This window comes from Arthrobacter sp. 01N442, from assembly GCF_056399345.1.
The window spans coordinates 54,475-76,098 of the sequence record NZ_JBFTRD010000002.1 but is presented as its reverse complement, the minus strand read 5'-3'; the positions used below and the strand labels follow the sequence as shown (position 1 = coordinate 76,098).

The 21,624-nt window shown below is 68.7% G+C and carries 20 protein-coding genes, 2 tRNA genes, 1 pseudogene and 1 riboswitch; of the genes and pseudogenes, 13 read left to right on the top strand and 10 right to left on the bottom strand.

Translation table 11 applies throughout. The features are described 5' to 3' along the window. Positions 1-30: 30 nt before the first annotated feature. Positions 31-120: transfer RNA gene (locus tag AC1DNC_RS02715), tRNA-Ser, on the bottom strand. 139 nt (positions 121-259) lie between these two features. Between AC1DNC_RS02715 and AC1DNC_RS02710 the strand changes: the two genes are divergently transcribed. The 4 genes from AC1DNC_RS02710 to AC1DNC_RS02695 all read left to right on the top strand — a co-directional run bounded on the left by AC1DNC_RS02710 (position 260) and on the right by AC1DNC_RS02695 (position 4,151). Further along, entirely contained in the window at positions 260-1,288 is a 1,029-nt protein-coding gene (locus AC1DNC_RS02710; protein ID WP_476861030.1) for a zinc-dependent alcohol dehydrogenase, read from the top strand. Positions 1,289-1,291: 3 nt separating this feature from the next. Further along, complete coding sequence (locus tag AC1DNC_RS02705; RefSeq protein WP_476861029.1) at positions 1,292-1,690, top strand: 6-pyruvoyl trahydropterin synthase family protein; 399 nt, start codon at positions 1,292-1,294, stop codon at positions 1,688-1,690. Positions 1,691-1,696: 6 nt separating this feature from the next. Continuing rightward, positions 1,697-2,839 carry a glycosyltransferase gene (locus AC1DNC_RS02700; RefSeq protein ID WP_476861028.1) on the top strand — a complete coding sequence of 381 codons (1,143 nt, stop codon included), beginning with the start codon at positions 1,697-1,699 and terminating at the stop codon, positions 2,837-2,839. A 70-nt stretch (positions 2,840-2,909) separates the two neighbouring features. Then, positions 2,910-4,151 (top strand): DNA glycosylase AlkZ-like family protein, encoded by a 1,242-nt coding sequence (locus AC1DNC_RS02695; protein ID WP_476861027.1) that lies wholly within the window; start codon positions 2,910-2,912, stop codon positions 4,149-4,151. A gap of 22 nt (positions 4,152-4,173) precedes the next feature. Here the strand turns inward: AC1DNC_RS02695 and AC1DNC_RS02690 are convergent, their stop codons facing one another. Next, entirely contained in the window at positions 4,174-4,677 is a 504-nt protein-coding gene (locus AC1DNC_RS02690) for a nucleoside deaminase (protein ID WP_476861026.1), read from the bottom strand. A gap of 71 nt (positions 4,678-4,748) precedes the next feature. Between AC1DNC_RS02690 and AC1DNC_RS02685 the strand changes: the two genes are divergently transcribed. The 3 genes from AC1DNC_RS02685 to AC1DNC_RS02675 all read left to right on the top strand — a co-directional run bounded on the left by AC1DNC_RS02685 (position 4,749) and on the right by AC1DNC_RS02675 (position 6,718). Continuing rightward, positions 4,749-5,612, top strand: coding sequence for a phosphatase PAP2 family protein (locus tag AC1DNC_RS02685; RefSeq protein WP_476861025.1), 864 nt, complete (start codon positions 4,749-4,751; stop codon positions 5,610-5,612). Between the two features lie 12 nt (positions 5,613-5,624). Beyond that, on the top strand, positions 5,625-6,260 hold the full coding sequence (gene upp, locus AC1DNC_RS02680; protein ID WP_043478170.1) for a uracil phosphoribosyltransferase: 636 nt from the start codon (positions 5,625-5,627) through the stop codon (positions 6,258-6,260). An 80-nt stretch (positions 6,261-6,340) separates the two neighbouring features. Then, the gene (locus AC1DNC_RS02675; RefSeq protein ID WP_476861024.1) at positions 6,341-6,718 is read left to right on the top strand and encodes a VOC family protein; all 378 of its coding nucleotides are present in this window, start codon (positions 6,341-6,343) and stop codon (positions 6,716-6,718) included. 111 nt (positions 6,719-6,829) lie between these two features. On the opposite strand, the gene AC1DNC_RS02670 is transcribed toward AC1DNC_RS02675, so the two are convergent. The 3 genes from AC1DNC_RS02670 to AC1DNC_RS02660 form a co-directional block, all read right to left on the bottom strand. Next, a complete protein-coding gene (locus tag AC1DNC_RS02670; RefSeq protein WP_476861023.1) occupies positions 6,830-7,549 on the bottom strand; it encodes an aggregation-promoting factor C-terminal-like domain-containing protein in 720 nt (239 codons plus the stop codon). Beyond that, positions 7,548-7,733, bottom strand: a riboswitch (cyclic di-AMP (ydaO/yuaA leader). (Overlaps the previous gene by 2 nt.) 218 nt (positions 7,734-7,951) lie before the next feature. After that, entirely contained in the window at positions 7,952-9,526 is a 1,575-nt protein-coding gene (locus AC1DNC_RS02665; protein WP_476861022.1) for a HAMP domain-containing sensor histidine kinase, read from the bottom strand. Positions 9,527-9,529: 3 nt separating this feature from the next. Beyond that, positions 9,530-10,270, bottom strand: coding sequence for a response regulator transcription factor (locus tag AC1DNC_RS02660; protein ID WP_476861021.1), 741 nt, complete (start codon positions 10,268-10,270; stop codon positions 9,530-9,532). Positions 10,271-10,897: 627 nt separating this feature from the next. On the opposite strand from AC1DNC_RS02660, the gene AC1DNC_RS02655 reads away from it, so the two are divergent. The 5 genes and pseudogenes from AC1DNC_RS02655 to AC1DNC_RS02635 form a co-directional block, all read left to right on the top strand. Continuing rightward, the gene (locus AC1DNC_RS02655; RefSeq protein ID WP_476861020.1) at positions 10,898-11,767 is read left to right on the top strand and encodes a winged helix-turn-helix domain-containing protein; all 870 of its coding nucleotides are present in this window, start codon (positions 10,898-10,900) and stop codon (positions 11,765-11,767) included. 330 nt (positions 11,768-12,097) lie between these two features. Beyond that, a complete protein-coding gene (locus tag AC1DNC_RS02650) occupies positions 12,098-12,301 on the top strand; it encodes a dodecin family protein (RefSeq protein WP_056735995.1) in 204 nt (67 codons plus the stop codon). Positions 12,302-12,358: 57 nt separating this feature from the next. Further along, positions 12,359-12,886 carry a SixA phosphatase family protein gene (locus AC1DNC_RS02645; RefSeq protein ID WP_476861019.1) on the top strand — a complete coding sequence of 176 codons (528 nt, stop codon included), beginning with the start codon at positions 12,359-12,361 and terminating at the stop codon, positions 12,884-12,886. Positions 12,887-13,001: 115 nt separating this feature from the next. Further along, positions 13,002-13,607 (top strand): hypothetical protein, encoded by a 606-nt coding sequence (locus tag AC1DNC_RS02640; RefSeq protein ID WP_476861018.1) that lies wholly within the window; start codon positions 13,002-13,004, stop codon positions 13,605-13,607. Between the two features lie 30 nt (positions 13,608-13,637). Next, positions 13,638-14,513 (top strand): annotated as a pseudogene (locus AC1DNC_RS02635) (EamA family transporter); the annotation flags it as partial. A gap of 803 nt (positions 14,514-15,316) precedes the next feature. Here the strand turns inward: AC1DNC_RS02635 and AC1DNC_RS02630 are convergent. The 4 genes from AC1DNC_RS02630 to AC1DNC_RS02615 form a co-directional block, all read right to left on the bottom strand. Beyond that, the gene (locus tag AC1DNC_RS02630) at positions 15,317-15,970 is read right to left on the bottom strand and encodes a TetR/AcrR family transcriptional regulator (RefSeq protein ID WP_476861017.1); all 654 of its coding nucleotides are present in this window, start codon (positions 15,968-15,970) and stop codon (positions 15,317-15,319) included. After that, complete coding sequence (locus AC1DNC_RS02625) at positions 15,967-18,012, bottom strand: YhgE/Pip family protein (protein WP_476861016.1); 2,046 nt, start codon at positions 18,010-18,012, stop codon at positions 15,967-15,969. Before AC1DNC_RS02625 ends, AC1DNC_RS02630 begins: the two co-directional genes overlap by 4 nt. After that, entirely contained in the window at positions 18,009-18,683 is a 675-nt protein-coding gene (locus tag AC1DNC_RS02620) for an ABC transporter ATP-binding protein (protein WP_476861015.1), read from the bottom strand. The genes AC1DNC_RS02625 and AC1DNC_RS02620 overlap by 4 nt, the downstream gene beginning before the upstream one ends. Positions 18,684-18,815: 132 nt before the next feature. Then, positions 18,816-20,273, bottom strand: coding sequence for a dihydrolipoyl dehydrogenase family protein (locus AC1DNC_RS02615; protein ID WP_476861014.1), 1,458 nt, complete (start codon positions 20,271-20,273; stop codon positions 18,816-18,818). A 99-nt stretch (positions 20,274-20,372) separates the two neighbouring features. On the opposite strand from AC1DNC_RS02615, the gene AC1DNC_RS02610 reads away from it, so the two are divergent. Beyond that, positions 20,373-21,221: a FadR/GntR family transcriptional regulator gene (locus AC1DNC_RS02610; protein ID WP_476861013.1), complete on the top strand. Its 849-nt coding sequence runs from the start codon at positions 20,373-20,375 to the stop codon at positions 21,219-21,221. 182 nt (positions 21,222-21,403) lie between these two features. Here AC1DNC_RS02610 and AC1DNC_RS02605 read toward each other — a convergent pair. Next, positions 21,404-21,477 (bottom strand) — tRNA-Arg (locus AC1DNC_RS02605). Between the last annotated feature and the right edge of the window lie 147 nt (positions 21,478-21,624).

Genomic DNA, 21,624 nt, shown 5'->3' with positions numbered 1-21,624 from the left:
TAAACAAAGGGAAGCAGGGGCCTCGCTATCTGGCGGTGACGGTGGGATTTGAACCCACGTTGGCTTTTACACCAAACAACATTTCGAGTGTTGCACCTTCGGCCGCTCGGACACGTCACCAACCTGACTAGGGTACCGGAGCAAGGCGCCCAACCCCAAAACGGCACCCAAACGGCCTCCGAAAACCATCCCTCCGCGCCCCGCCCGCGGCGCCGAAGCTTTCCCCCTGCCCGGCTCCGGCACTAGATTCGTAAGCAAGATGAGCAAAACGACCAACACCAGCCAGGCAGCAACCACAGCAACCGCATATTGGACCGTCGGCCCGGAGCAGGGTGAACTCCGGCGCGAGGAACTGCCCGCACCCGGCCCGGGCGAAGCCCTGGTCCGCTCGCTCTACTCCGGCATCAGCAAGGGCACCGAGATGGTGGTGCACAACGCCCGCGTGCCGGAGTGCATCGCCGAGGAGATGGCCGCGCCGCACCAGGAAGGCAGCTTCCCGTCGCCGGTGAAGTTCGGCTACCTCTCCGTCGGCGTCGTCGAGCAGGGCCCGGCCGAGTGGCAGGGCAAGACGGTCTTCTGCCTGCACCCGCACCAGGACCGCTACATCGTCCCGGTCGAGTCCCTCACGGAAGTCCCCGACGGCGTTCCGGCCCGCCGCGCCGTCCTCACCGGCACCGTGGAAACCGCCGTCAACGCCCTCTGGGAGGCCGGACCGCGCCTCGGCGACCGCGTCGCAGTCATCGGTGCAGGGCTGGTTGGCGGCATGGTCGCCAAGCTCCTGGCAACGTTCCCGCTGGGCCGGCTGCAACTGATCGACGTCGACCCCGCCAAGCGCGCCTTCGCCGACACCCTGGGCGTCGACTTCTGCCACCCCGACGACGCGCTGGACGATTGCGACATCGTGATCCACTGCTCCGCCTCCCAGGCCGGCCTGCAGCGCGCCCTGCAGTTGGTGGGCGACGAGGGCGAGATCATCGAGATGTCCTGGTACGCGGACCGCCTGGTCACCCTGCCGCTGGGCGAGGACTTCCACGCCCGCCGGCTTTCCATCCGCGCCAGCCAGGTGGGCGTCGTCGCCCGCGCCCGCCGCCACCGCCGCAGCAACGCCGACCGGCTCGACCTGGCCGTCTCGCTGCTTGCCGACCCGGTCTTCGACATCTTCCTCACCGGCACGTCCGCGTTCAGCGAGCTGCCCGACGTCGTGCAGCGCCTCTCCGACGGAAGCCTGGACGCGCTCTGCCACGTCATCGAATACCCCGAAGTTCCCGCAACCGAAAGCACGAGGTAATCCGTGTTCAGCCTGACCGTCCGCCGCAATTTCATGATCGCCCACAGCCTGCCGCGACCCGCCTTCGGCCCCGCGCAGGGCCTGCACGGCGCCACCTTCGTCACGGAGGTGACCTTCCGCCGCCCGGCCTTGAACGAGGATGCGATCGTGCTGGACATCGGAGAAGCCGGGGACGTGCTGGATGCCATCCTGGCGGACCTGAACTACAAGAACCTCGATGAGCACCCGGACTTCGCCGGCAAACTCAGCACCACCGAAGCCCTCGCGCAGTACATTGCCGACGCCGTCGCCGGCCGGATCCGCGATGGGGAGGACGGGAAGGCCCTCGCCGGCATCGACGTCACGCTGCGTGAAACCCCGGACGCCTGGGCCAGCTACTCGCTCGAGTTCGACGCCCGCTAGCAGCCCGTGGCAGCGCCCCGCCTCCGCCTCCTGGTGCCCGGCAACGTGCGCCACAACTCCGGCGGCAACGCCTACAACGCCGCCCTGATCCGCGCCCTGCGCGCCCTCGGGGTGGCGGCCGTGTCCTGCGAGGTCGACGGCGACTGGCCGGTCGGCAGCGCGGCCGACCGGCAGCAGCTGCGCCGCCTGCTGACCGAGTCCGACGCCGGCCAGCCCACGATGGTGGACGGCCTGGTGGCCTGCGGGGCGCCGGACGCGCTGGAAACGGCGGCCGCTGCCGGGGCGCCGGCCTGGATCCTGCTGCACATGCCGTTGGACGCGCACCCGGATCTGGAACGCCGCGCACTGCAGGCCGCGGCGGGTGTTATCTGCACCAGCAACTCTGCGGCGGCGACCCTGCGGGAACGGCACGGGATGGATGCAGCCGGGAAGATCCGCGTCGCGCTGCCCGGCACCGACCCCGCGCCGGCAGCCGCCGGCTCCGAACCGCTCCACCTGCTGGCGTTGGCCGCACTGTTGCCCAACAAGGACCAGCTGCTCTTGTTGCGTGCCCTGGCCGGCGTTAGGGACCCGGCCTGGACGGCCACGCTCGCCGGATCGGACACCGCGGACCCCGCCTACGCCGCGCTGCTGCGGAGCGAAACGGATCGTCTTGGCCTCAGCGGCCGGGTCCGCCTCCCGGGTGAACTGCGCGGAGCGGCACTGGATGCGGAGTGGGCCGCCGCGGACCTCAGCCTGCTGATCTCCCGGGCCGAAACCTACGGCCTGGTGGTGACGGAATCGCTGGCCCGCGGTGTGCCGGTGATCGTTCGGCAAGGCACAGGCGCCGTAGAAGCGCTCGCCGCCGGCAGCCCCGCAGGCAAAGGAACCGCCTCCGCTGCGGACATCCCCGCGGCCGCGCCAGCGGCAGAGACAGAGCCTGCGGCAGGGCCGGAAGCAACCGCGCTGCCGGGCGCCGCCGTCGAACTCGGTTCAGACCCCGCACCGCTCGCAGCGCTGCTCCGCCGCTGGCTCACCGACGTCACGCTCCGCACCGACTGGCGGGCCGCCGCACGATCCGCCCGGGGGCACCTGCCCGGCTGGGACGCCACGGCGCGGTCCGTCCTCGCGATCCTCGGCGGGCCCGACCACCCAACTAACTCGCAGTAGTTGTCGTTTTGAGGGCCCATAATGACAACTATTGCGAGCTAGTTGGGGGCCGGAGGTGCAGAATGGCCCCATGACGACCGAGCCCAGCACTGTGCAACTGCCGCCCGCGGAGAGCCTCACCGCCGAACGGCTCCGCGCCTGGTCCTGGCACCGGCAGGGCCTGGACGGCTCGCTGGCCGGCTGCACCGCGGAACAGGTCTTCGCCCGGGGCGGCTGGGCACGGTCCGTGGGCGGGGCCAACCCGTACCTCACGCTCTTCGCCCGGGCGGGGATCCGGCGCGCACAGGTGGACGCCGACGTTCTGGCGCACCGCATCCTGGAGCTGCCCACGGCCCGCGGCTGCACCTACGTGTTGGGCGCCGACGACTTCGACTGGGCGCTGCGGCTGGGGCGCGACCCCGCCGAGGCCGGCTTCAAGGTGGTGGGCCGGCTGGGGGTGGACCGCGGAGAAATCGCGCTGCTCGAGGAACAGGTGCTGCACACCCTCACCGAAGCCGGCGTCCCGCTCGACCCGCGGCAGCTCAAGGACGAACTTGGCGATTCGGTGCGCAACCTCGGCGAGGAGGGCAAGAAGAAGGGCGCCGCCACCACGCTCCCCACCGCGCTCGGCATCCTGCAGGCGGACGGCCGGATCCGCCGCGTCCCCGCCAACGGCCGCCTCGACCAGCAGCGTTACGCCTACGAGCCATGGGGACTGCGGCCGAGCACGCTCAGCGACGAGGACATCCGCGCGGAGCTGATCCGCCGCTACCTCGGCTGGACCGGAGGGGCCAGCTTCAAACAATCCCAGTGGTTCAGCAGCTTCACGGTGGCGCAGAGCAAGGCAGCGTTCGCCGCCGTCGGCGCCGTCGAGGTTCCCACCGCCGCCGGGGGAGACCCGCTCTGGATGCTGCCCGACGACGTCGAACGCCTCGCCGCCTTCGAGGAACCGGCCGAAGAACAAATCCAGCTGCTCGCCGGAACGGACTCGCTGGTGCTGCTGCGCCGGAACGCGGGGGAGCTGCTGGACGCGGAGGACCAGGACAAAAGGGCGCTGGGCTCGCTCGCGCTGCAGGCGGACCTGGCGGACCATCCGATTCTTGACCGCGGCCGGATCATCGGGCTCTGGCAGTACGACCCGGGCCGGGAGCGGATCGCCGCCTGGGTGTTCACCGCCCCCACGCCAGCGGTCACCCGCCGGATTGCCGAGGTGGAGGCCTGGATCAAGGAGGACCTGGGCGACTTCCGGGCCTTCAGCCTGGACTCGCCGGCGTCGCGGCGGAAGCGGATCGACGCGCTGCTGGCGTCAACGACCGCCACCGCCGAACGGTAGGCAGTCATCGGATCCGGCTGGGTCAGGTGCCTCGGTGACCGGCGAAGAAATCGCGCAGCAATGCGCCGCATTCCTGCTCCCGGACGCCTGCGTAGACTTCCACCCAATGGTTGAGCCGGCGCTCGCGGAGGATGTCGAACACAGAGCCGGCGGCCCCGGCCTTCTCATCCCAGGCGCCGAAGACCACCCGCGGAATCCGGGCCAGCACCACCGCGCCGGCGCACATGGCGCACGGTTCCAGCGTCACCACCAGCGTGCAGTCCTCCAGCCGCCAGCCGTCGCCGGCCACGCCGTCGTCCGCGCTGCGTGCGCGCAGTTTGGCCGCGGCCTCCCGGATCGCCACCATTTCGGCGTGCGCCGTCGGGTCCCCGAGTGCCTCCCGCTCGTTTCGCCCGGTGCCGAGCACGGCGCCGTCCGGGCCGATCACGACGGCGCCGATCGGCACGTCCGCCGTGGCCAGCGCGCGGCGGGCCTCGGCGAGGGCCAGGCCCATCCATTCCGCATGGCGGGGCTCGGGGGTAGTCATGGCTCAATGATAGTTTCGACACTAAGCAAGCTGTGCACCCGTGCGGTGCACCGGGAAGTCGGGAGACGGCATTGAGCACGAAGACTGAGAGCTGGCTGATGCGGCGCTGGGGCAGGTGGGTGGTCCCGTACGCCGCACTGTGGGTCACCATGCTGATCGGCGGCATCGTCGTGGTCGCCTTGGCGCTCACCAGTGCGGAGGTCTATGACAATGTCGTCGACGACGCCGGCCTCGCGAACCTGGACAAGCCCACGCTTTCGTTCATGCAACAGCTGCGCAACCCGGGCCTGGATGCCTTCGTTACCGGGTTCACCAACATCGGCGGCGGCATCGGCATGCCGATCCTGGCCAGCATCCTCACGGCTACGCTGATCTGGGTCTCCCGGACCTGGCGGCCGCTGATCCTGATCGGCGGCGCCGCCGCGGTTTCCATTACCGCCACCTCGCTGGGCAAGAAACTGATCGGCCGGGCCCGCCCCGACTTTGCGGACGCGGTGCCGCCCTACGAGACGTCGCCGTCGTTCCCCAGCGGCCACACCCTGAACTCCACTGTTGTGATCGGCCTGGTGGTCTACCTGGCCTGCCTGCATGTGAAACGCACCCTTGCCCGCGTGGGTTTCATCACGGCGGGTGTGATCTTCGTCTTTGCGATGGGCATGAGCCGGGTGTTCCTGGGCCACCACTGGATGACCGACGTGATCTTCGGCTGGGCACTGGGACTGGGCTGGGTGGGGATCGTGATTCTGGCCCACCGGCTGTTCCATGTGCTGCGGCACCGCGAACACACGGGCCCGGCCCCGACGTTCGACAATAAGGCGCACCTGCGCGACCGCGCCCCCGACAGCATCGCGGACGTGGCCGCGGCCGACGCCGCCGCCGCCGCCGCCGACTCCGATCAGAGTGGCTCCGCGGGGCGGTCCTCGACGTCCGGGTGATAGTTTTGACCCATGCGCACTCTCGTTGTGGACCACCCGCTGGTCGCCCATAAGCTCACCGTTCTGCGGGACAAGAACACCCCGTCCCCGGTCTTCCGCCAGCTCACCGAGGAGCTCGTCACGCTCCTGGCCTATGAGGCAACCCGCGACGTCCGCACCGAGCCGGTCACCATCGAGACGCCGGTCAGCACCACCATCGGCACGGCGTTCACCAAGCCCACCCCGCTGGTGGTCCCGATCCTCCGCGCCGGACTCGGCATGCTCGAAGGCATGACCAAGCTGGTCCCCACCGCCGAGGTCGGCTTCCTGGGCATGGCGCGGGACGAAGAAACCCTGGACATCATCACCTACGCCGAGCGCCTGCCCGAGGACCTCACGGACCGGCAGATCTTTGTCCTGGACCCGATGCTCGCCACCGGCGGCACCCTGCGCGAGGCGATCAAGTTCCTCTTCAAGCGCGGCGCCTCGGATGTTACCTGCATCTGCCTGCTGGCCGCCCCGGAGGGCCTGGCCAAGCTGGAAGAAGAGCTCTCGGACGCGAACGTGACCATCGTGCTGGCCTCGATCGACGAGAAGCTCAACGAGAAGTCCTACATCGTGCCCGGCCTGGGCGACGCGGGCGACCGCCTGTACGGCATCGCGGGCTAGGCGACCGTCTAGCCAGGCAGCTGCGTCGGCGCCTCCATCCAGGGGTTCCGGCGGGTCCTTTCCGGGACTAGCCTGTGGCCATGGACTGGAAACTTGAACTCATCTTCGTGCCCGTTTCGGATGTGGACCGGGCCAAAGACTTCTACGTGAACAAGGTGGGCTTCAACGCCGACTACGACGAGCGGCCCTCGGAGGGCATCCGCTTTGTCCAGCTGACGCCGCCGGGCTCCGGGTGCTCGATAGCGATCGGCGAGGGGCTCAATGAAGCCCCGCCCGGCACCGCGCCGGGCCTGCAGTTGGTGGTCGGCGACATCGAAGCCGCCCACAAGCAGCTCAAGGACAACGGCGTGGACGTCAGCGACATCGACGTCCAGGACTGGGGCCAGTTTGTCTACTTCGCCGACCCGGACGGCAACAAATGGGGAGTGCAGTACATCCCCGGCCGCCCGACCGGGTAGCCGCTCCGCGCCGCCGTCGCCCCCGGCGGTGCAGCACATGAAAAGGGCCCCGGATCCAGTGGATCCGGGGCCCTTCTCATGCGGGCCTCAAGGCCCCGTGGTGGCGGCTGTTTAGTACCAGTTGTTCGCGTAGTGGAAGTCCAGGGCGCCACACGGAGAACCGTAGCGGTCCTTCACGTACTGCAGGCCCCAGTTGATCTGGGTCCGGTAGTTGGTCCGGTAGTCGGCGCCGGCGCTGGCCATTTTCTCGGCCGGCAGTGACTGGACCACACCGTAGGCGCCGCTGCTGGCGTTGGTGGCGGTGGTCTTCCAGTCGGACTCCCTGGTCCACAGCTTCATCAGGCACTGCATCTCGCTGGGAGCCCAGCCGTGGGCGGGCAGCTGGGAGGCGGCATAGGCCTGCGCGCCGGCGGGATCGTCGATCGCGACCGGCTTTGCCGGTGCCGCCGGGGCGGCGCGGGTCGGCTTAGGGGCCGGGGCAGCCGGGGCCTTGGCGGGCTTGATCTTGGAGGCCTGGGCCTCGACGCTCATCGGGGCGGGCGACGCGGGCGCATTGCTGCCGACGCGCTCGAAGTCCAGGGTCTGCAGGGACGCGGCAGTGTCCTTGGCAGCTTCGGTGGTGTGGGCGGCAGAGCCGGACGCCTGGCCCGCGGCGCCTGCACCCAGCAGGACGGCGAACGCGGTGGCCACGACGGCGGCGCGCTTGCCATTGGTCCGAGCCCTCGACGAGGACACGGCCGAAGGGCGCTTGGCCGGCTCGGCACGGTGGCGTGCGGTGTCGGACGTGCGTTTAGCGCCCTCTGGGCGCGTGGGTTCCTTGATTTCAGTCATGTTCGCCTCTCAACGCCTACGGAGTTAGCTGTCGGGTTCGGATGCGAAATCCGGCCGCACGGAATCTCGACGTGTCGGCTTCACCCCTAGGGTGCATGGATGCAGAATGCCCGGGAACACTGGGTTCCCCGTCTCTGCCTGGTCCATGGGAATCCGGGAGCGGCAGAGTTTGGCGTCAGCCCGGATACGCGGCCAGATCGATGGCCGCACCCTAAAACGGTACCGGACTTTCACTCGGAAGTCACATTTAGGTAACGGCGGCCCGCCGCTGCGGTGTGGCGTCTTGCCTATTGGGCCGGGTGTTGGTGGCCCGTTTCGACGGTTCCCTGCCTGCACGACGCCGGTAAGCATCGAGGGGTCAGGGAACCGTCGAAACGGGCAGGCAGGCTGCTACGTCAGGGGCTACGCCACCGGGGGCGCCGCGGGCAGCCGCACGGTGAACTCCGTACGCCCCGGCCGGGACGTGACTTCGACCGTTCCGCCGTGGGCCTCGACAATCGATTGCACAATGGACAGGCCCAGGCCGCTGGTGCCTTCCGACGCCGCGGCCGCGGTCGCGACGGCTGAAGTGGCCGCCGACCCTGGGGCGGGACGGGCCGCTCGGCCGGCAGCGCCACCTGCAGACCGGTTGGTGCGGGCTGCGTCCGCCCGGGAGAAGCGGGCGAAGACCCGGCCCAAGAATTCGGGGGCGATGCCGCCGCCGTTGTCCGTCACTGTGACCACGGCGCTGCCGTCCGCCGAGCGCCTCACGCCCGTGATCACGGTGGTTCCGGGGTCCGTGTGCTTGCGGGCATTGGACAGCAGGTTGGCGAGGACCTGGTGAAGCTGGGTTGCGTCCCCGCGCACCACCACGGGCTCGTCCGGGAGCTCCAGCTGCCAGGTGCGGTCCGGTGCCATGACTTTCTCGTCGCTGACGGTCTCGACGGCCAGCTGTGTGAGGTCGACGTCGGTGAGTTTGAGCGGTTGCCCCTCGTCCAGGCGCGCCAGCAGCAGCAGGTCCTCCACCAGGGTGGTCATCCGTTCGGACTGGCTCTGGACGCGGGCCAGGGACTTCTCGCCGTCGGGCGTGAAGTGTTCGGTCATCCGCATCAGCTCCGTGTAGCCGCGGATGGCGGTGAGCGGGGTGCGGAGCTCATGCGAGGCGTCTGCGACGAACTGGCGCACCTTCATTTCGCTCTCCTGCCGCGCCTCGAGGGCGTTGGAGACGTTGTCCAGCATCTGGTTCAGCGCGTGGCCCACGCTGCCCACCTCCGTTCCCGGATGGGCCGCCGACGCCGGGACGCGCACCCCCAGCGCTACCTCACCGGCGTCCAAGGGGAGCCGGGAGACCTTGGTGGCAACCTCGGAGAGCTGCTCCAGCGGTTTCATGGTCCGTCGGATCAGGGCGGTGCCGGCGAGCCCGATCAGCACGAGGCCGCCCGTCGAGACGATGCCCAGGGTCCAGACGAGGGACGCCAGGGTGTTTTGTTTTTCTTCCAGCGGGAGGCCGGTGACAATGATGTCGCCGTACGGGGCGCGCACGGCGGTGAGTCGGTAGGCGCCGGCCGAGAGCGTCCGTTCCACCGGCACGCCGTCCGGGCGCAGCGCCAGCAGGGCGGCGTCGTCGGCGGCGGAAAGGCTCTGGCGGGTGGCGTCGTCGGCCAGGAAGCCGGGGTCGCTGACGGCGCCGTTGGAGATGCGGGCAGTGAGCGTTCCGATGCCCTGTCCCCGGGCTTCTAGCAGGTCGGGGCGCCGGCCGGAGTCGTCGGTGGAGGGCCTGCCGAACTCGCTCGCGCGGTGCGAGGCCTGGGCCAGCTGGGTGTCGAGCTGCCGGGTGAGGACCACGTCCATGGAGACGTAGCTAAAGACTCCCACCGCACCGCAGATGGCGACGAGCAGCGCCATGGCGAGCAGGACCAGCCGCGTCCGCAGGTGCCAGGTGGACGGGTTGCGCCAGTCGGGACCGGGGACTGGCGCCACGCCGGAAAGGGTGGGCATGGATCAGTCCGCCGGTTTCAGTACGTAACCGGCGCCGCGCACGGTGTGGATCATCGGTGCGCGGTTGGCGTCGATTTTCTTGCGCAGGTAGGAAATGTAGAGCTCCACAATGTTCGCCTGGCCGCCAAAGTCGTAGTCCCAGACCCGGTCCAGGATCTGGGCCTTGCTGATGACCCGCTTGGGATTTTCCATCAGGTAGCGCAGCAGTTCGAACTGGGTGGCGGTCAGGTGCAGCTCCTCGCCGGCGCGGGTGACGTCGCGGGTATCGACATTGAGCACCAGGTCACCCACTACGAGTTCGGCGGTGTCCATGGCGGCCACCCCGGAGCGCTGGACCAGCCGGTGCAACCGCAGCAGGACCTCTTCCATGCTGAACGGCTTCGTCACGTAATCATCGCCCCCGGCCGCCAGACCGGTAATGCGGTCCTGGACGGCGTCTTTGGCCGTGAGGAACAGCGCGGGAACCTCGGGCGCAAACGCACGGATCCGGCTGAGCAGCTCAACGCCGTCGAACCCGGGCAGCATCACATCCAGCACCAGGACGTCGGGGCGGAACTCCTTGGCGAGCTTGACAGCTTCGGGACCATCGGCCGCCACCGCCACGGACCAGCCGGCCATTCGCAGCCCCATGCTCATGAGCTCGGACAGGCTGGGCTCATCGTCCACCACCAGCGCGCGGATGGGAGAGCCGTCCGGATGCGTGAGCTGGGGAAGGTTGTTGGTCATGGAGTGCGAAGTGGCCATGGGACGACTCTCCGATCTGCCGTTGGGCCGAGGCTTTGGGGACCCTGTGCGGCACCTGTGAATCCCAGACTACCGAGCTGTACGCTGCCCCGGAGGTGCAAACGCCACGAGTCAGCCTCGGCCCGGGGCCTGCCCAGTCCGTGGACTGGTTGTGGTGGCGTGACTCTTTCGAGACGATTCCGCCAGTATTGCTTACCGTGAATATTTTCGGCCTAGAGGTGGCAGTTGCTGAAGAATCTTCGACGAACTGGGGTGCGCGTACTCGCATGCAGTGAAACGCACAATTATTCGTAGGCTTATCAAAATTGTGATTTGCGCTACAATCGGTGATTTCGTCTCACAATGCGGACTTTGGAGTCCATTGTTACTTGCTAGTTCTTATTGTTACGTTGCACACTTCAATTGTGAACAAGAACTCAACAGCACCTGCAGCCGCAGCTTCCTGGATCAGCGCACCAGCTGGTACTGAGATGCCCTGTTGTCGAATGCACGCCTAACTTCTACACCCCAGAACGTTTCTAGGCATTCGCCCCCAGCCCAGCGTCGGGCGCCCCTCCCCAGTTTTCATTGCGGGGAACTCAGCATTCGAGCCGCGATGACGGCCATTCACATTGAGGTAAGCATTTCATGTCAGTTGCATCCGGATACGTCCACATCTCCGTCCGTAACGCCAACAAGGCCGGGCAGACCGGCCTCCGCCAGGGCTTCGGCGGCCGCCCGAGCTTCGGTCCCGCAGGATCCGGCAGCAGCTTCCCGGCCCCCGGTTACGCCGCGCAGGGCTACAACCCCAACTCGTACGGCCAGCTTCGTGCCGTCCCCGCCGCTGAGTCGGCGCCGACTACCGCGCCGACCCCGGTGATCGCTCCCGGCAACGGCAGCCCGGTCCGCCCCGTGCCCAACGACAATGTGGCCCGTGGCTTCGTGCTCTACATGGGGATCGACGAGGAAACCGCGGCCGCTGCCGGCACCTCGATCGCCAAGCTGGCCCAGGAAATCCGCGCCTATGCCCAGTCCCTCGTCGCTGGTGCTGAAAGCTACGCCGCTGTCGCCGTCGCCCCGGCGTCCGCGCCGGGTTCCGCGCTCGACGTCGTCCGGTCCACCTTTGGCGACCCGACTGCCGGTGCCCGCCAGCGCGCCGAGAACGCACGGCTGCAGCAGGCACAGGATCCGCGCCCGTCCGGCGTGCTGATCGACCTCGCCCGCCGCGAAGTGGCGCTCGACGGCGAATCGCTGAACCTTACGTTCAAGGAATTCGAACTGCTCAACTACCTCGTGGAGAACGGCACCCGCACCGTGGGCCGCGACGAACTCCTCGAAGGCCTGTGGCGCAACGCCGAAGAGGTGCCCAACGAGCGCACCATCGACGTGCACATCCGCCGGCTGCGCTCCAAGCTTGGCCGCCTGGCGAACACGGTGCGCACCGTGCGCGGCCAGGGCTACCGGTTCTACGAGCACCCCGAGGTTGTTGTCTGGGCCGCTCCGGAATACTCCATCTAGCCTTAGCTTTACGCAAAGCGTCCGTCCCTGTTCCGGGGGCGGGCGCTTTCGCTTTCGCGGCACGATCCCTCGGCGCCTGCGCTCGTTCCTCGCGCAACAACGGCGCTCTCGGGATGTGCCGCTGCGCTGCAGCGCCCTCGCAACACGAACGGCGGATTCGGGGCGCGGCAAGGCCGGATTTTGGGGCCGCGGCGTGGCGGGCACCGCGAAGCGGGCACGGCCCCAAATCCGGCGAAGCCGCCGCCGGTGGGGCTACGGGGTTTGGACTCTGTTGCGTTTGGGGGCTTCGGCGTAGGCTCGCTCCCGTCGATCCGACTATTGGGAGGAAACATGTCTGTTGCACGTATTACTACCCTGAGCTCGAACTCCAAGACCTCGTTTGAGGATGCCATCAAAGAAGGCGTCGACCGGGCCAACAAGACCCTGCGGAACGTCACCGGGGCATGGGTCAAGGAGCAGAAGGTTGAAATAAGCGGCGGCGCCGTCGTGGCCTGGCATGTGGTGCTGGAAGTGACCTTCGTCCTGGACGACTGACAGGGCACCCGATGTGGAGCGCGCTCGTGGTGAAGCCGGCCGCACTAGGATTGAGCCATGAGCGCGCATCACATTAGACGTCTGGTGCTCATGCGGCACGCGAAGGCGGACTGGCCGGGCGGCGTCGCCGACCACGAGCGGCCGCTTGAAGAGCGCGGACACCGCGAGGCGCCGCTGGCCGGCAAATGGCTCCTCAAACACGGGGTGGTCCCCGACTTCATCCTCTGCTCCAGTGCCCTGCGGACACGGCAGACCTGCACCTGGGTGTGCAGCGAACTGGGGGATAAGGCCCCGACTCCGAAACTGGAGGACGGTCTTTACGGCGCCTCGGCCCTGCGCATGCTGGCCGTGATTAACCACGTCCCTGACACCGTCACAACGCTCATGGTGATCTCCCACATGCCCGGCGTGCAGGACCTGGCCATGCACCTGGCCTCCCGCGACTCCAACCATGATGCCTACATGGATGCGGCCACGCGCTATCCCACCAGCGGCCTGACCGTTTTCGAGATCGAGAAGCCCTGGGCCGAGCTCGACGGCCAGGACGCGCGACTGACCCACTTCAAGGTTCCGCGCGCAAAGTAGCAGGTCAGCGCGCCGGACCGTTGATGGTCAGCACCCTCATTGTGTTGTTTACTGATGCTGTTATTGCTTTTACTGCCGGTGTTTTCTAAGCGACCGAGGGAAAAGGTGGATCAACGTGGATTCAGGACAGCTCGTAGGGATCATCGTCGGCATCGTCGTGGTGCTCGCGATCATTGCAGTGGCACTCTATTTCAGCCGTAAACGCAAGACGGACGCTGACCGGAACCGGGCTGCGGAAATGCGTGAGAAGGCAGAGGCCGACCAACTCGCCGCGAGGGACCACGAGGCCAAAGCGGCGCGGGCGGAAGCCGATGCAAAGGCCGCCGAAGTCGAGGCCGAACGCCTCCGCATGCAGGCACGCGGCACGCAGCAGGAGGCAGCGGCCGTCCGTGCCGGCGCAGAAGAACAGCTCCGACGGGCCGACGACGTCGATCCGGATGTCGTAACGACCGAACGCGACGAGGCCCACACCCACGATGCCGGCACCCACCAGGCCGGCACCCACGATGCCGGCACCCACGAGGCCGGCACCCGCGAGTCACAGCCGCACGAGGAGCTACGCCGGGACGAGGAGCTGCGACCACAGGAGGAACTGCGCCGGGACCGGAGCGACCGTGATCGTCCGGCAGGCACCGGCGGCGTCGTAGACCACCCCGGGGAGCCGGCTGCGGAGCGCCGCGATGCCGAGGACCCGCGCGATGAACGGCCGCGCAATCTCTGAGGCGCGGCAGCGGCGACGGCCGCAGGAGCGATGACACCTCGACATTCCGGGCTTGCCCTGCTCGTCGCCATCCTGTGGGGCGTCAACTTCGTAGCCATCGACCTCGGCCTGCACCCCGACGGCGCACATATGCCGCCACTTTTGTTCGTGGCGATGCGCTTCACCCTCGTGGTGTTTCCCTGCATCTTCTTCATCCGCAAGCCGGACGTGAGCTGGAAAGCCATAATCGGCGTCGGCCTGTTGATGAGCGCGGGCCAGTTCGGCCTGCTTTACCTGGCCATGGCGCTCGGCATGCCCGCGGGCCTGGCCTCGCTGGTGCTTCAGGCCCAGGTCCTGCTGACGGTGCTGCTGGCCGCGGGGATCCTGGCCGAACGGCCAACCCGGAGGCAACTCGCCGGCGTCGTGCTGGGGATTGCCGGGCTCGCCGTCGTGGCCGTCGGCCGCAGCCTAGTGGCCCCCCTGCTGCCACTGATGATCGTGCTGGCCGCGGCGCTGTCCTGGGCCGGCGGCAATGTCGTGGCACGCAAGGCCAAGGCCGCCTCCGGATTGGGGCTGGTGGTGTGGTCCGGCGCCGTGGTGCCGTTGCCGCTCGCCGGACTTTCGCTGCTGGTGGACGGCCCGGCCGCGGTGTCGGACGCCCTGCTGCAGCTGCAGCCGGTCACGATGCTCAGCGCGCTCTACACCGCCGTGTTTGGTTCCCTCATCGGGTACGGCATCTGGAACCGGCTGCTGGGACTGTATCCGTCCTCCGCCGTCGTTCCCTTCACCCTGCTGGTCCCGGTGGTCGGTATGACGACGGCGTGGCTGGTGCTGTCCGAGGTGCCCTCAGCGGCGGAAGTTGGAGGCGGCCTGCTGCTCCTGGCCGGGGTGGCAACTGCCGTGCTGCCGGGCGCCGGCATGCGGCGCGGCGGCACGCGAAGGCCCGGCATGCGACGCGGCGGCGAAAACGGCCAAGCCCGGGGTGGTCAGCGCCGGGTGGGAGCTTTGCCGGAGGGCCGGGGCGGAGCCTTGGCAGCGGGCTTGGCAGGCGTCCTGGGAGCCGGCTTGGACCCTGAAGACGCAGACGACGACGCCGGCCGCTTGGCCGACGGTGCAGCGGACCGTGGTGCCGCGGTTCGTGGAGCTACGGACCGGGATGCCGAGGTGCGGGATGGAGCGGAGACGCGCGGCGCAGCCGAGCGCGGCGTCGACGCCCGGGCGGCAGGGCGGCTGGCAGGGCGGGCTGGCTTGCGGGGTGCCGAACCCCTGGACGCGGAAGCCGGGCGCCGCGACGCGTAGGCGGAATCGGATGCGGGCCGGTGCCCGGGCAGGACGGTGCCGGCGAGCAACAGGATCAGCGTGAGCGCTCCCGCCGCCGCGGAGAGGTAGAAGTACAGGTCCGGGTGCTCGGTATCGACGTTGGTGGACAAGGCGTTCGGGTCCGGGTTGAAGGCCAGCCCCCACTGGCGCAGGAACGCGATGCCGAACGCGATGAAGAGGATGCTGCCGACCCCGCTGGCCAGCAGTGTCTTGTACCGCCGTCGGACCAGCACCTCGGCCACGGACGCCACATAGGCGAGCGCGGAGGCGGCCAGGAACCAGAGTCCTACCGTTTCGTGCAGGGTGACGCCCGTGAGCACCAGCAGCGCCAAGGCCGCCAGGGCTGCCGCGATGGCGGTCTTCCCGCTTTTACCCATGTGGCGCATGTGACTAATCATCCCCGAGCGGGGCTATTTCACGACGTAGCCACGCATGATCGCCATGATTGCGGCGACACTTTGAGCCCGCGTCCGCTCCGGGTTGTAGGTCTGGCGGTCCAGCCCCACGACAAAACACGCCCCAAAGATCGCCGTCTCCAGGCTGCCGCGGGACAGGGCCGGATCCACCGGATACTTGGCGGCCACGGCCTCGATGGCCGCGCCAATCACGCCGAGCAGCCGGCCGCGGAGCTCGGTGAAGGTGTCCTGCCACTCGCTGGGCGTCCGCCAGTTCTCGCTGACCCACAGCCGGGCGAAGGAAGGGTACTCGGCCATGAAGTCCATCGCCTGGCCGATCATCTCGTCCATTGCCTCGAGCGGGTCCGCCGACCCGTCCTTGACGCTCAGCAGGCGCGCCATGAGGATGTCCACGCCGTGACGGAGCAGCTGCGCGATCAGATCCGACTTGCTGCCGAAGTTGTAGTACACGGTGCCCTTGGAGACGCCCGCGGCTGCGGCGATCTCGTCGACCGTCACGCCCGCGGCCCCGCGCTCGCCGATCAGCTCCATCGAGGCCTCGAACAGCTTCTGCTTGGTCGCGTTGGTGCGCCCGGGCCGGAGTTTCTTGCCGGCGTCGGCGTCGGGCGCCGCGTCGGTCGCCGCGGCTACGCGGGGCGTGGTGCTCATACGGCGATCTCCGGCTTCAGCGTCTTGAGGGTCCAGAACTTGTGCTTCCGGACGGCGACGGCGGACATCGCCAGTCCCAGCAAAGTGTAGCCAACCAGGCCCAGCATGGTGGGCAGGATGCTGGCAAGATCGGCTCCATAGATCAGGTGCCGCATGCCGTTGACCACGTAGCCCATCGGCAACAGCTGGTGCACCACATGCAGCGGCTCCGGCGTGGTCTGCCAGGGGAAAGTGCCGCCGGAGGAGACCAGTTGCAGGACCAGCAGGATCAACACCACCAGCTTGCCGGGCGAGCCGAGCAGCGCCACCACACCCTGGATGATCGCACTGAAGGCCATGGCGGCTGCCAGCATCAGGACCCACATGAGGACAGGGTGGGCCGGATTCAGGCCCAGCCCCAAATCCACCACCAGGGTCAGCAGGCTGGCCTGGACGGCGGCGACCGTGAGGAACGGCAGCCAGCCGCCGACGGCGATTTTCCACGTCGGCGCGTTGGATGCCAGGGCACGCTGCGTGACCGGCCGCATCGCCTGGATCAGCATGAAGACGCCGATCCACAGGGCCAGGGTCAGGAAGAACGGCGCCAGTCCGGCCCCATAGGAGCCCGCCTTGGCCTGCGAGACGTTGCTGACGGCAACGGGGTCCGCCATCACCTTGGCGAGGCTGTCCTTTTGCGCGCCGTCCGGGTTCGGCACCTTGCCGGCGCCCTTGCCCAGTTCGGCCGCGAGGGTTCCGGCGCCGTCGGATGCCTTCTTCGAACCGCTGTCCAGCTGCGCTGCGCCGTCGTCGAGTTGCTGGGCGCCTTGGGCGAGTTTTTCCGCGCCGGCCAGGGCATTCTGCTGGCCGGTGGCGAGCTGTGCGCTGCCGGCGGCGAGCTGGTCCGCCCCGGCTGAGGCCTGCCCGACGGCGCCGCTCAGGGCGGGGGCAGCGGCGGCAAGTTTCGCGGCGCCAGCGCTGACCGCGGCGGATCCGTCCGCCAGTTGCTGCACCTGGCCGGCGGCATCCTGGAAGGCGGCCGCTGCTCCGGAAGGTGCGGGGGCGGAGTTCGCGTCATAGTCGGCCAGAATGGCATCGGCCTGGGCCTGGGTAATCACGCCGGCGGCGACCAGGCGGCCGTTGGAGGCGACGACGCGGCCGCGCTGGGCCTGCGCTGCGGCCTGTTGGGCGGACGCTAGCTGGCCCGCCATGCCCTGCAGCTTGGTGTTCAGCGCGGCATTGCCGGCAGCGACCCGGGCAGCGCCGTCGGCCAGCCGCTGCGTATCCGCGGGCAGTGTGGCGGTCTTGTCCTTGAGCTGGTGGAGGCCGCCGGCGAGCTGCCCGGCCCCGGAGTTCAAGGCATTCGCCCCGTCGAGGAGTTTGCGCTGCCCGGCTACCAATTCGCCGGTGCCGTTCCTGAGCGAGGACGTGCCTTGGTGCAGGCTCGCCGCGCCGTTGTGGAGCGACGACACCCCGCCAGCGAGGTCTTTGGCGCCGTCGGACGCCTTGAGTATCTGGGTATGGATGGTGCCGAAGCCGGTGAGGAGCTGGTTGGCGGTTTCTTCGCCCACCTCCTTCGCCACGGTCGAATGGACAGCGGTGGTGAGCTTGTCCACGATCGTGCCAAGCAGGTAGTTGTTCGCGTCGTTGGTGGTGACGTTCAGCATGGCCTGGTTGGCGGCGTCGAAGCTACCGGGCGAGACGAGGTTGGCGGAGAAGTCCCGCGGGATCTTCAGCGCGAAGGCGTACTGGCCGCTGCTCACGCCCTGGTCCGCCGCCTCGGCACTGGAGACGGTCTGCCAGTTGAAGACGTGGCCGTCCACGAGGCTGTCGGCCACCTTCCGGCCCGCCTCCAGCCGGGTGCCGTCGGCGGAGCTGGCGCCGGTGTCCTCGACCACCAGGGCCGCGTCGATCTGGTTCAGCTTCCCGTAGGGATCCCAGTTGGCGTACAGGTACACCGCGCCGTAGAGCAGCGGTACCAGGGTCAGGGCCACGATGGTCAGCTTCGGCAGCAGGCCGCCGGTCATGCGCTTGAGTTCGGAACGGGCAAGCCGCAGCACGGTCATCGGGCATCCTCGGTTTCGTGGTCAGGGTGGGCAGCGGACGGTTCCGGCGCGACGGCATTGCCGATCTCCGCGGCTGGACCGGTCCAGCCCGGCGGGAGGTTGCCGACGGTGGCGACGACGGCGAGCGGGCGGCCGGCGTCGTACGCCAGTTCCTGCAGCCGCGGCAGCCAGTGAGTCGGATCGCCGCTGTGGCGGTCAGGGGAATCGACCACCAGCAGGTCGGTCCGGGGGTTGGCCAGGGCCAGTGCCGTCAGCAGCTCGAGCCGGCGGTCGGCAGGAAGCTCCTCGGCCCAGCGCCCGGCGATGTCCTCGAAACGGTTCACCTTCAGCCACGGCGTGCTGAGCAGCGCGCCCCGGTAGCGGCGGGGGATCAGGGCCAGGTCCTCGGTAACCAGATCCCGGACGCTCAGGTGTTGCTCCGGCTCGTTCACCCCGGGGGCGTCCACCACGGCGCTCGCCTGCCGGAGCTGCTTGATCCGGGTGGTGCCGTCCCACTCGAGGGTGCCGGCCGAGGGCTTCCTCCGGCCGCTCAGGGTCAGGGCCAGGGCGGTGCGCTGGTCCTGGCGTTGGCCGGCGACGAGCAGCAGTTCACCCCGGCTGGCCTGCAGCGAGGTGGGCGGGAGCAGGTAGTCCCGCCGGCCCTTCACATGAAGCTGTTGAACGGAGAGCAAGGGAAGCCTTTCGAAGAATTGGTCTCCTCCAAGGCTAACTAAACTGACCGGTCAGTTCAAATAGAAGTGAGCGAATAGACATCGAAGGCCCCGGAACCGCCGGTTCCGGGGCCTCCAAACGGCCGTTCGCGCTTACATCCCGTATTCCTCCAGCAGCCGCAGCCACACCTCGCTGATGGTGGGATACGAGGGAACAGCGTGCCAGAGCCGGTCCAGCGGGACTTCACCGACGACGGCGATTGTGGCCGCGTGCAGGAGCTCGGCGACGTCCGGGCCGGCGAAGGTGGCACCCAGCAGCACGTTGCGGTCCTCGTCGACCACGAGCTGGGCCCAGCCCTTGTAGTGCTCGGAATGAAGCGAGGAACCTGCCACCTGGATGGGGAGCTGCACGGAGCTGGCCCTGTAGCCGTCCTTCCTGGCCTGTTCCAGGCTGCGGCCGACGTTGGCCAGCTCGGGGTCGGTGAAGACCACGTTGGGGACGGCGTGCTCGTCGGCCGTGTGGGCGTAGCGGCTCCACGGGCCCGGCTCGCCGGTGAGGGTGCCGTTGGCGCGGGCGGCAATCGCATCGCCGGTGGCCCGGGCCTCGTATTTGCCCTGGTGGGTCAGCAGCACCTTGCCCGCGGCGTCGCCGACGGCGTAGAGCCACGGCGCATGGTCGTTGCCCTCAGCTCCCCGGACGAGTCCGCTCGCATCCGTCTCGAACCTCGGGGGTTTCCCGTCGTCGCCGGTCAGGCCCACGCTCTCCAGCCCAAGGCCTTCCAGTGCCGGGTGCCTGCCGGTGGCGACCAGCAGCTTGTCCACGGTCACGCTGTTGCCGCCGTCGAGCGCCAGCGTCAGGGAACCGTCCTCGTTCTCTCGGACGGCCTGGGTGCCCGTGCGGAGGCGGAGTTCGACGCCGTCCGCGCGCAGTCCGGCCTGGACCAGCTCGGCCGCCGGGGCAGGGAAGGCTCCCAGCAGCCCGCCGCGTGCCACCACCGTCACGGCCGACCCGAGCCGGGCAAAGGCCTGGGCGAGTTCGGTCCCGGCCACGCCGCCGCCGAGCACGCCCAGCCGCGGCGGAATTTCGTGTGCGGAGGTGGCCTCCCGGGTGGTCCAGTAGTCGACCTCCTCGAGGCCTTCGATGGGCGGGATGCTCGGGCGCGAGCCCGTGGCCAGCACCACGGCGTGGCGCGCGGTGAGTGCGTAGCTGTTGCCGTCCACCCCGGCCACCTCCACCCGGCGCGTACCGGTAATCCAGCCGTGGCCGCGGATCAGCTCGATGCCGGTGTCCTCAACCCATTTGACCTGGCTGTCGTCCTGCCAGTTGGAGGTGAAGTAGTCGCGCCGCTTCAGGACAGCCGCGGCATCGAGGACCCGGGTGACGGCCTCTTCGGCTCCGGGCACGGTCTGCGCGCCATGCAGCGCGGTACCGGGCCGCAGCAGGGCCTTGGACGGCATGCAGGCCCAGTATGAACACTCGCCGCCCACCAGCTCCGCCTCCACCAGGACGGCCGTCAATCCGCCCCGGACCACGCGCTCGGCCACGTTCTCGCCCACCGCGCCGGCCCCGATCACGAGGACATCGAATTCACGTTCAAAGTGTGCCGTCATGGCAACAGCCTAGCCCCGCACGGAGCGGTTTCGGCGGGACCCTGTGCAGGAGGTGGGACGTCCGTTACCCTGAGGATCACTTTGGGGAGGAGTTCAGCCGTGGGTGCAGCCAGTTCGAGTGCCGGCGACGCCGGGCCGGCGGCCCGTTTGGGCGCGCGGGACCGGCTGCGCGCGCTGCAGGCCGACATCGTTGAGCTCATCCTTGAGCGCGAGCTGGAGCCTGGCGACCCGTTGCCTACCGAAAACGAACTGGCCGCGCTGCTGGGGGTTGGCCGGAACACGCTGCGGGAGACCTTGAAGGTGCTTCAGGCCCTGGGCGTGATCGAGATCCGGCATGGGTTCGGCATGTTCGTGGCCGCGAGCAACTTCGAGGCGCTGGTGGGCGGCCTCAGCTTCCGGGCCCGGATGTCGCTGCGGCATCGCGGGCAGGAGGCACTGGAGCTGATCGATGCTCGGCGGCTGCTGGAGTCGGGGTTGATCGGCGCCTCCATGGCGCGCATGACGGCGGACCAGCTGGCCGGGCTGGAGGCGGCGGTGCTGGGAATGGAAGAACTGGCCGGTTCGGGGGAGGGCTCTGTCGAAGCCGACGCCGACTTCCACCGGAAACTGTTCGAACCGCTGGGCAACGAGCTGCTGCTCGGCCTGATGGGCGCGTTCCAGGCGGTCTACCGCCGGATCCAACTGGAGCTGGGCCCGGAGCTGGGCCCGGCGAGCGGGCAGGTGGCTGGCGAGCGGGGCGGCGTTGGGACGGCGGGTACGGAGCGGGGCAGCGACGAACCTGGGCGTGCCGCTGTCGGGAGCGCCCACGGCGATCCTGCGCGCCGGGCTGCGCTGCACCGGGGCATCTACGAAGCCGTGGCGGCGGGGGACGCGGTCCTGGCCGCGGAACGGCTGGCCGGCCACTTTGACGAAATGCGTCGCCGGATCTCGGCCGCCGTGGGGGAGTAAGGCCTGGGGAACTAGGCTGCGGCGGTTCTCGCTACGTTTTGCGACAGGCGCGCACCGGATCCGGCACACCCTCGTCCGAAACCGCCGTGTATTTCCGGAACCGCCGCGCTTTTCCGGAACCGCCGCGCTGGGGCATACAAAAAGACCCGCACCGGCGAACCGGTGCGGGTCTTTTCTATCTGTGCGCCCAAAGGGATTCGAACCCCTGACCTTCTGTTCCGTAGACAGACGCTCTATCCAGCTGAGCTATGGGCGCATTCTCGGCTCTTCGGGAACTTCTCGCTCCCCCGAACCTCGAATTACTTTACGCGAGATCGGCCCGGAGTTCCAAATCGAGAGCCATGTAATCTGCCTGACTAGACCGGTCTACGTGACCTTGATCACAAAAAATCCGCCGTGTGGA

Excerpts from the sequence above, each read along its gene's own strand:
- AC1DNC_RS02710 (WP_476861030.1), top strand. The coding sequence starts at position 260 with ATGAGCAAAACGACCAACACCAGCCAGGCAGCAACCACAGCAACCGCA.
- AC1DNC_RS02695 (WP_476861027.1), top strand. The coding sequence starts at position 2,910 with ATGACGACCGAGCCCAGCACTGTGCAACTGCCGCCCGCGGAGAGCCTC.
- AC1DNC_RS02690 (WP_476861026.1), bottom strand. The coding sequence starts at position 4,677 with ATGACTACCCCCGAGCCCCGCCATGCGGAATGGATGGGCCTGGCCCTC.
- upp (WP_043478170.1), top strand. The coding sequence starts at position 5,625 with ATGCGCACTCTCGTTGTGGACCACCCGCTGGTCGCCCATAAGCTCACC.
- AC1DNC_RS02675 (WP_476861024.1), top strand. The coding sequence starts at position 6,341 with ATGGACTGGAAACTTGAACTCATCTTCGTGCCCGTTTCGGATGTGGAC.
- AC1DNC_RS02670 (WP_476861023.1), bottom strand. The coding sequence starts at position 7,549 with ATGACTGAAATCAAGGAACCCACGCGCCCAGAGGGCGCTAAACGCACG.
- AC1DNC_RS02665 (WP_476861022.1), bottom strand. The coding sequence starts at position 9,526 with ATGCCCACCCTTTCCGGCGTGGCGCCAGTCCCCGGTCCCGACTGGCGC.
- AC1DNC_RS02660 (WP_476861021.1), bottom strand. The coding sequence starts at position 10,270 with ATGGCCACTTCGCACTCCATGACCAACAACCTTCCCCAGCTCACGCAT.
- AC1DNC_RS02655 (WP_476861020.1), top strand. The coding sequence starts at position 10,898 with ATGTCAGTTGCATCCGGATACGTCCACATCTCCGTCCGTAACGCCAAC.
- AC1DNC_RS02650 (WP_056735995.1), top strand. The coding sequence starts at position 12,098 with ATGTCTGTTGCACGTATTACTACCCTGAGCTCGAACTCCAAGACCTCG.
- AC1DNC_RS02645 (WP_476861019.1), top strand. The coding sequence starts at position 12,359 with ATGAGCGCGCATCACATTAGACGTCTGGTGCTCATGCGGCACGCGAAG.
- AC1DNC_RS02630 (WP_476861017.1), bottom strand. The coding sequence starts at position 15,970 with ATGAGCACCACGCCCCGCGTAGCCGCGGCGACCGACGCGGCGCCCGAC.
- AC1DNC_RS02625 (WP_476861016.1), bottom strand. The coding sequence starts at position 18,012 with ATGACCGTGCTGCGGCTTGCCCGTTCCGAACTCAAGCGCATGACCGGC.
- AC1DNC_RS02615 (WP_476861014.1), bottom strand. The coding sequence starts at position 20,273 with ATGACGGCACACTTTGAACGTGAATTCGATGTCCTCGTGATCGGGGCC.